The following is a 7,528-nucleotide window of genomic DNA, read 5'->3' on the forward strand; positions in this document are numbered from 1 at the left end:
TCGCGGACTGTTCCCGCTGTTGAAGCCGATCGCCTGCGAGGCTGCGAACGCCATGTTCCAGTCGCTCGACTACCTCCTCGACACGGCCGCCCGGCAGGCTGGGGTGCCACGTTCCCCTCAGATCGCCTGGCCATGGGCGCTTCAGCCCGATACCGACTCCAACTTGGCAGGCGCCGTGAAACCCGTGATCGACAGCCGCCTGAACGACATGCGCAAACGCGGAATGCCCGAAGCATGGCTGGATCTGGTCGCCGCAACCTTCGCCGAGCACGCGATGGGCCTTGTCCACATTGATGTGGTCAAGGAAGTCTCTCTCAGCGGCAAGCATTGGGAACTGGTGCCAACGAAGGCGAACGCGGTCGCGATCGGTTGGCATCTGCCGGGAAGCGCCGCCCAGAGCTTCGCGGATATCCCGGCGGATCACTTCGAGACAGAAGATGTTTTCGTCTTTCACGAGGGCGACCCCATTGAGGTGAGTCAGTTTCAGATCGTCGCGGGAACGAAGCTCATCGCGCCGGGAAAGGCGCACCAGCCGGAACCGGTTTCTGCCTTCGGGTACACGTCGCGCTTTGTTGAAACGGCTCTCGCCAATGCAAGAGTGCTTCTGGCGACGTGACCTTCACCTATCGTTCACGCCGATGCTCGCTCATCCGGCGTGATCAGAAAACTGGCCATCCACTGCCGTTCTTCCGGCGACGGATCGAATGCCACGCCTTCCCCCATCGGCTTCCAGTAGCGGCAATTCTCGATTTCATCGTGAAACACCAACTCGGCCGTCAGGAACAGCATCCACACATTTCCGCGCATCGAACTCACAATGAAGCTGAGGGCTTCATCATCCGGCGTGTAGCGCAGTAACGGTTCGAACGCGGCATGGGCTGGCCCGATATGAACGAACTGATTGCTCAACATTCCATAATACATGCCGAGCGGCTCCAGCACCTCTTTCGCCCATCCGACGCATTTTGTGGATTGTAGCGTGCCGCCGTGGAACTCTTCCAGAGCCGTGGGCCGGATCGCGATCGCGATCACTGTGGCGATCGTCTCGATCAATGACCGGGCAAGCATCCCATATTGGCGCCGATAGCCATGCCGAGCGACCTCAATGCTCGCTAGATAGGTGCTCATCGCGCTCGACAGCAGCCGGGACACAGTCGCCTTGTATCCATTGTCGTCGAAGCGCGGCAGGTGCCGAAAGCACAGCCCGGCTGCCAGTCCAAACACCGCGCTGCACGCCGCGATATCATCCTTGGCCGCCAGATCGAACGACCGCCGGATCTTGGGGCCGTCACGCCTCAGTTGGTTCTGGATCATGTCCTTGGTGGTGAAAACGAACCGCTCGTTATCGGTGTCGATGTGGAGCGTCGCCAGCTTATCGGGACGCGGGAATTTCGATCTTGCGCCTTGGGTGTCGCGCTTGGATCGCTTGCTCATAGAAGCTCACCGCCTCCGTCTGACTTGTCGCCCTTCCCTGTGATAGTCAGCGCGTGATCGGGCAAGGGGCGCTGGAGCGCAGCAACTTCATCCCAGGGCGCATTGAGCCAGCTATCCCACTCGTCCTTTTCGGTCAGGATCACCGGCATGGCCTTGGGGTGATAGCGCCCCACTTCGGCATTCGCCTCTGTCGTCAGAAAACCGAACAGGTCGCAGCTTATCTCGCCTTCGGCCTTTTTTCGTACACAGGTCCAATGGGTCCAGATCCCCGCGAAGAATGCGAGCGGCCGATCCTCGTTCAGCGCGAACCAGACTGGCTTGCGGTCGCCGCCGGGTGACTGGTCCGGCTCGCTGAAAGAGGTGAACGGCACCAGACAGCGTGATTGGGGTCCGAGCCAGCGGCGCCAGTGCGGACTCTTCGTGTTACGGATGTTCGTCACGCCCTTGTCGACCGATTTGCCTTCGAGCGCGAAGGCCGGAGATGGCATACCCCAACGCGCCATTGCCATTTCCCGGCCACCTTCCTGGTTGCGGACAATGGGCGCCGGGTAATCAGGATAGATCCCGGCCATCTCCGGCAGGTTGCCCGTGTGGTCGGCCATGACCTCGGCGAGTTCGCGAATCGCCGCCTGACCTTTGACCAGAGAATAGAGGTTGCACATCTCCGGCATCATGCCGCCGTTTCCGTACAGGGCAATCGATACTCCTGGCGTGGTTTGGCCGGGAAGGATTGCGGGGAAAGGCTTCCCCTGACCGCAAGCCCGACAGGCGGTCTTGCGCTACCCCTTCGAGCGGGGGCCAGCCGCCCCCGCAACGCCCCCGCAAGAGTGAGAGGAAAGCCGGGTTTTCGTGACGGGTTGAGCGTCGCGAGAGAGGCTCGGGACCGACCCGTCGCGGAGACATGCGATGGCACGCAAGTTCAAATCCCGGCCGGCAGGTCATGACCGGCCCACCCTCTATCAGGACATCACCGAGAAGATCATTGCCGAGCTGGAAGCCGGTCGCGTTCCCTGGGTCCAGCCTTGGGCATCGGCCAAGGCCCCGCTCCAGATGCCGCACAACGCGTCGAGCAACCGCTGCTATTCCGGGATCAATATTCTCATTCTGTGGCACGCGGTGGTCTCGCGGGGCTTTTCGAGCAACGCTTTCCTGACCTTCCGCCAGGCGCTCGAACTCGGTGGCAATGTCTGCAAGGGCGCGACCGGCACCACCGTCGTTTACGCCCATCGCTTCACCCCCGGCAACGAACGGCGCCAGGCTGCCGAGGAAGGCCGCACTCCAGGCACGATACCGTTCCTGAAACGCTTCACGGTGTTCAACCTGGACCAGTGCGAAGGCCTGCCTGACGCCTATACCGCCGAGATCCCGCGACCCGATCCCGATCAGATCCTTCCCGAAGCGGAAGCTCTGATCACAGCGACGGGTGCGGATTTCCGTATTGGCGGAGATCAGGCTTATTATGACGTGGCGAACGACCGGGTCTGCGTCCCACCTCCCTCGCGCTACTTCGATCCAATCAATTGGAATCGAACGGCTTTTCACGAACTCGGTCACTGGACGGGCAGCCGGGGTCGCCTCGACCGGGATCAGAGCGGCCGCTTCGGTTCGGAGACATATGGACGCGAGGAACTGGTCGCGGAGATGGCTGGCGCCTTCGTCTGCGCTGCCCTCGGCATCGAACCCACTGTCCGCCATTCCGACTATATCGGCGCTTGGCTCGACATCATGCGGGCGGATGATCGCGCGATCGTTCGCGCCGCCAGCGCTGCGTCGAGGGCGGCCGACTATCTGCTCGCCTTCCGCGATGCCGCAGGAGCGGAGGCCCGCGGCGCTCTGATCGAACGGAGGGCGGCATAATCCTCCTGACCCCGGAGCTGCGCGCGCAGCTCATCGCCAATGCGGCCGACCCAAGCGCTGACCATCTGCCGGTCGCGAAATTCTTCAACCCCGTGGGCGCGGGCGTGTGGCTTGCGACCTTGCTCGAACCCGATGGCGATACCCTGCACGGCATCGCCGATCTCGACATGGATTGCGTCGACTATGGCACCTTCAGCCTTTCCGAATTGCAAGGTCTCGACGTCGGGCTCCAGCTTGGCGTCGAGCGCGACATCCTGTTCGAGACGACGGCGCCGATCTCGGTGTGGATCGATATCGCCGACATAGCCCGCGGCATCCGGGCGGCTGAGCGCATCATCGCTCGGCTAGAGCGGGAGGGCTGAGCGATGCGCTTTCGCAAATGGCCCAAGCCAACCGCCTATGAAGAAACGTCGCGCAAACGCGCGGCGTTTCTCACCAAACAGCGCCGCGAGCGCGAGGCGCTGCCGCTGTTCGCCGACATGGTCGCGGCTGGGCAACACAGCGTCGATGAGGAAATGGCCCGCCGCGCCGAATGGTGGCCGCGCCAGCAGCAGGACCGCCGGGATGAGCGCGCCGCCGTATGGCGCAAGGCGCGCGCTCGCCTGTTCGCCATTCCGGACGAACGCCGCCGCACGATCCGTGCGCTCTGGCGGGAATGTCCCTATCCGGCCGATCCCTATAGTTTCGCGGACTTCCTGCACCAGATCGAGGTGGGCAAGCTCGACATCACCCGGCCGGGCTGGCGTTTCCATGCCCGTGTCCAGCCCCGGGCCACGATAACCCCCAACACCTTCGAGGAAGCGTTCCGCCAGATCGGACGCCGCAAGGTCAATGCGGGCGGCGTGCCCAGCGACGCCGACACGCTGCTCTTTTGCGGCAATCTCGGCAAGGGCATCCTGTTCGTCGACCGGATTGTCGATCCGGGTGGGAAGCCAGGTATCACCTTCGATGTGCGCGGGGTCTGCTCCAGCGACGATCTCGCGCTGATCGAGCGGCTTGCTCGGGTCGCTGAGGAAACTGCGGTCACGGTGCGCCTGGTCGAGCGCGGGATCGCCCCGACCGAGGGTCGCGGTTGGCGCGCACCCCACCGGCTGCTGATCCTGTCCTGCTCGGCGACCAAGCGCCGGGACACAGGCTGGATCGATGCGATCGACCGCTACGATGGCCCGCTGTGGCAGACCGTGCGCGCGGTCAATCCCGACCGGATGCGGGTCAAGGTCGCGGTGCTCTCGGCCCGCTACGGCTTTCTCGATTCCCGCTCGCCTATCGAGGATTATGACGCCCGGCTGACCCCCGATCTCGCCCAGCGCATGATCGCGGGCGGAATGAATCGGCGCTGGCCGCGTCCGCCATCGGCGCGCATGCCCGATACCTATGGCGACTCGCCCGGTTGTCAGATCGCCTCGCTTTCCAACCACGGCACGCGGCCATTCACCGACGTCGCGCTCGCGGGCGGGCATCTCTACATCGCGGTGATGCGGGCCTTCCTCGACGGCTTCCGCGATCTGCGCTGCATCGCTCCGGACGCCCGTATCACCGAGGTCAATGGCCCGATCGGCATCATGCGCCAGCAGATCCGGGGCTGGCTCGAGGAGAGCTGGCCGTGAACGGGCGGCCGCCCGGCGCGGGACATAATAACGGGCCGCCGCTCGACGACGATCCCCCTGCGACCATTCGGACGTGCCGCTGGTGCCGCCACTAGTCGCCGCCTTCGGAGCGGGAGGAGCGTGACTATGAATATTTCAGGCTCGGCCTCTCGCGCCGCCGCGTGAAGCGGCCGAGCGGCGCCTGCGACCGGGTGCTCACGGCGCCGGGCAAGCCGCTCGCCTTCTCGTCCACGGTCGCGGAGTTTTCCTGCCTCAACTTCGCGGCGAAGCCGTTGCCGCCCGTAGAGATACCCAGGCGCGGCGGCTTCGTCCGCATTTACGAGGGCGACGAGGTGGTCTGGCAGGGGGCCGAGGAAGACCTACCCGAAGACTATCGCTGAGGCCGCGCCGCGCTGGCGTCGCCGTTTCCCGATATCCCCATCGACAGGAGTTCGACATGGACATCACGCTTTGCCGGGGCATGGTCATCAATGCCCCCGAGTTTTTTGCCGACCCCGCCTTTCGGGCCTGGCTCGCCAACCGCCGGCCCAAGTTCACCTGGCACACCGGCGGCGAGGTTGACGAATATTCCGACGTTGTCGTGCTGGTCGATCCCGGCCTTAGTGGTGAAGGCAGCGATTCCGACATGCCCGATGCGATCTGGGACCGGATCGTCGCTGCGTGTCGCACGCATCTCGGTTCCGATCGCCACAACGGCAATCACTATGTGGTGCGGCTGACCAACCTCGACGCGTGAAATCCGCCGCCGAGATGCGCGAAAAGTTCATCGCCGCCGTCCGATCCCGCAAGGCCGGTCAGGTGACACGAACGCCTTTGTTCGCCGATGACATCACGGTCCTTCGCTGCCGCTGCCCTTCCACGGCTCTCCCAGCGTTTCCTCATACATTCGTGTTTCCGAATAGGGCCGGTTGGCGAGCGGCGATGCCCTGTCGAACCGGCCTCCAAGCCACAGATTATAGTCATCGCGGTCAAGGATGACGGGCATGGAACGTCCCTGTACGACGTCGTTTGCTTCCGCGAGCAGGCCGCAGAAGCGCTTTTCGTCGTCCACCTCGGCCCACACGCCGGCCCAGGCGAAAATCGGCCTGTCCTCGACACCGAACCACATGCGCTTGCGTGCGCCCGACTGGCCCGCCGGATAGGCGAACGAGTCCATGACGATCAGGCAGCGCCACGGGTTCTGAAATCTCGCCGTTTCCTCGACTTTCCTGCGATTGAACCACATCGCCGTCGAAACGGCGCGTCGGTTGCGCACCCCATCGAGAATTGTCCGCGGTATGCCCCATCGCATTGGCTCTGCGAAACGCTCCCTGTTTTTCCGATACACCACCAGGCCGGTGCGCTCTGGCCAGACTTCGGCCGACCAGGCGGCCCGAGCCGGAACGCGGGCATCGAAATGGTCTCGCACTTCGCTCAGCGCGGTCCGGCAGCGATAGAGCGTCGTCAAATCCTCTGCGTCCCCACGCCTCGTGGCTCCGTAAATCCGTCGATACGGATCGCAGGAGATCATGAAGTCCTCATGATCTCGGCGAAGGACCAAGCGCTCCTCCCACACATCGCCTGATCCATAGAGTGAGAGGGAGGCTCTGGTTTTCGTGACGGGTTGGAGGCTGGGAGAGAGTCTTCCGGCCGCCCGTCATGGAGACGTGTCATGGCGAAAGCCCCATCGAAGATCACCCTCAACCAGTCCCGGAACATTCCGTTCGACAGGCTGGTCCTGTCGCAATCGAACGTCCGCCGCGTGAAGCATGGCGTGACCATCGAGCATCTGGCCAATGATATCGAACGCCGCGGCCTGCTGACCGGCCTCAATGTCCGCCCTGTGCTCGACGAGGCTGGTGAAGACACCGGCATGTTCGAAATCCCCGCCGGCGGCCGCCGCTACAGCGCGCTGGCGATCCTCGTGAAGCGCAAGCGGCTCGCCAAGGACGCCCCGGTTCCGTGCGTGGTCAAGGCCGCGAATGATCCGGTCCTGGCTGAAGAGGATTCGCTCGCCGAAAACAGCGAACGCGAACCGCTCCACCCGCTCGACGAGTTCCGGGCGATGAAGACCCTGTTCGACAAGGGCGAGCAGGAGGAAGCGATCGCCGCCCATTTCCGCGTCACCCCCGCCGTCGTGCGCCAGCGCCTCAAGCTCGCATCGGTCTCGCCCACGCTGCATGAATGCTATGCCGAAGGCGACATGACCCTCGACCAGCTCATGGCGTTCACGGTCAGCGACGATCACCAGCGCCAGGAGGATTTGTGGGGGCAACTCGCGCACAGCAGCAACAAGTCGCCCTGGTTCATCAAGTCCAGGCTGCTGGAGGACAAGGTCGAGGTGACGGAGAAGCGCGTCCGCTTCATCGGGCTGGACGCCTATATCGCTGCGGGCGGCGCCGGTCCGATCCGCGACCTGTTCGAACCCGACGATGGCGGCTGGCTCTCCGATCCCGCGCTGCTCGATCGTTTGGTCGATGAGAAGCTGCGCGCGGAAGGCGACGCTGTCATGGCCGAAGGCTGGAAGTGGGTCGAGACGCTGGTCGATCTTCCCTATGGCTATGACGAGGACTGCCGCGCCATCGCCAGCCAGGTGCAGCCGCTGACCGAGGTGCAGGAAGCGCGGATCGTCGCCCTGCGGGCCGAGGCCG

Annotated in this window: 10 protein-coding genes; 7 read left to right on the plus strand and 3 right to left on the minus strand. The window is 64.0% G+C overall.

Annotation, left to right across the window (positions count from 1 at the left end; genetic code table 11):
• Positions 1-616: hypothetical protein (locus tag CHB69_RS20330; RefSeq protein ID WP_170935652.1), on the plus strand; the 616-nt coding region annotated here is incomplete at its 5' end.
• A gap of 14 nt (positions 617-630) precedes the next feature.
• Here CHB69_RS20330 and CHB69_RS19365 read toward each other — a convergent pair.
• On the minus strand, positions 631-1,434 hold the full coding sequence (locus tag CHB69_RS19365; RefSeq protein ID WP_089217540.1) for a hypothetical protein: 804 nt from the start codon (positions 1,432-1,434) through the stop codon (positions 631-633).
• Positions 1,431-2,096, minus strand: coding sequence for an SOS response-associated peptidase (locus CHB69_RS19370; protein WP_052209007.1), 666 nt, complete (start codon positions 2,094-2,096; stop codon positions 1,431-1,433). Before CHB69_RS19370 ends, CHB69_RS19365 begins: the two co-directional genes overlap by 4 nt.
• 244 nt (positions 2,097-2,340) lie before the next feature.
• Here CHB69_RS19370 and CHB69_RS19375 point away from each other — a divergent pair, with 244 nt between their 5' ends.
• From CHB69_RS19375 to CHB69_RS19395, 5 genes are all read left to right on the plus strand, one after another.
• Complete coding sequence (locus tag CHB69_RS19375; RefSeq protein ID WP_089217541.1) at positions 2,341-3,291, plus strand: ArdC family protein; 951 nt, start codon at positions 2,341-2,343, stop codon at positions 3,289-3,291.
• A gap of 5 nt (positions 3,292-3,296) precedes the next feature.
• The gene (locus tag CHB69_RS19380) at positions 3,297-3,653 is read left to right on the plus strand and encodes a DUF2958 domain-containing protein (RefSeq protein ID WP_281252670.1); all 357 of its coding nucleotides are present in this window, start codon (positions 3,297-3,299) and stop codon (positions 3,651-3,653) included.
• Between the two features lie 3 nt (positions 3,654-3,656).
• A complete protein-coding gene (locus CHB69_RS19385) occupies positions 3,657-4,898 on the plus strand; it encodes a hypothetical protein (RefSeq protein WP_089217542.1) in 1,242 nt (413 codons plus the stop codon).
• 161 nt (positions 4,899-5,059) lie between these two features.
• Entirely contained in the window at positions 5,060-5,278 is a 219-nt protein-coding gene (locus CHB69_RS20635) for a hypothetical protein (protein WP_245836974.1), read from the plus strand.
• A 56-nt stretch (positions 5,279-5,334) separates the two neighbouring features.
• Complete coding sequence (locus CHB69_RS19395; protein ID WP_039577833.1) at positions 5,335-5,634, plus strand: hypothetical protein; 300 nt, start codon at positions 5,335-5,337, stop codon at positions 5,632-5,634.
• A 93-nt stretch (positions 5,635-5,727) separates the two neighbouring features.
• Here CHB69_RS19395 and CHB69_RS19400 read toward each other — a convergent pair whose 3' ends face one another.
• Positions 5,728-6,345 carry an SOS response-associated peptidase family protein gene (locus CHB69_RS19400; RefSeq protein WP_052208605.1) on the minus strand — a complete coding sequence of 206 codons (618 nt, stop codon included), beginning with the start codon at positions 6,343-6,345 and terminating at the stop codon, positions 5,728-5,730.
• A gap of 204 nt (positions 6,346-6,549) precedes the next feature.
• On the opposite strand from CHB69_RS19400, the gene CHB69_RS19405 reads away from it, so the two are divergent.
• A partial coding sequence (locus CHB69_RS19405) for a ParB/RepB/Spo0J family partition protein (RefSeq protein ID WP_141134065.1) occupies positions 6,550-7,528 on the plus strand: 979 nt, incomplete at its 3' end.

Source organism: Sphingopyxis indica (assembly GCF_900188185.1).
GTDB lineage: Bacteria > Pseudomonadota > Alphaproteobacteria > Sphingomonadales > Sphingomonadaceae > Sphingopyxis > Sphingopyxis indica.